The 541-nt window shown below is 56.7% G+C and carries 1 pseudogene; it reads left to right on the top strand.

Going from position 1 to position 541, the window contains the following annotated elements:
• Positions 1–541 (top strand): annotated as a pseudogene (locus HMPREF2675_RS00850) (hypothetical protein); the annotation flags it as partial.

Below are 541 nucleotides of genomic sequence, written 5' to 3'. Positions count from 1 at the left end.
AGCAACATCATCAGCGAAACCGTAGCCGGTGGCGCACAGCTGAAACTGGCCAAAGACATCACCGTTGACAGCGTCACCGCAGGCAACAGCAAACTGAATACAGACGGCCTCACCATTACCGGTGGCCCGAGTGTGACCAAGGCAGGCATCAATGCCGCCGGCAACAAGATCACCAACGTTGCCGCCGGTACCGATGACAACGACGCCGTCAACTACAGCCAGCTGAAACAGCAAAGCGCCGCCGCCCGTACCGAAGTACGTGCCGGTACCAACATTAAAGACGTGGTTAAAACCGTCGACAAGAACGGCCAAGACGTTTACACCGTCAACGCCAAAGGCACGACTGCGAGCGCCGGTTCGAGCAAATTGACCGTTACCGCCGCTGAAAAGGCCGACAACGTGACCGACTACAGCATCGACTTGGCTGACGGCACCAAAGCCGAAATCCAAAAAGGTGTGGATGCCAAAACCGCCGTTGACACCAAAGGCCTGACCTTCAACGGCGACAGCGGCAGCACCAATATCGAAAAACTCGGCTCCA

Origin of the sequence: Neisseria sp. HMSC061H08, assembly GCF_001836795.1 — a bacterium.
Classification (GTDB): Bacteria; Pseudomonadota; Gammaproteobacteria; order Burkholderiales; family Neisseriaceae; genus Neisseria; species Neisseria subflava_A.
The sequence above is the reverse complement of the archived record's forward strand: the minus strand, read 5'-3'. Positions and strand labels throughout refer to the sequence as shown.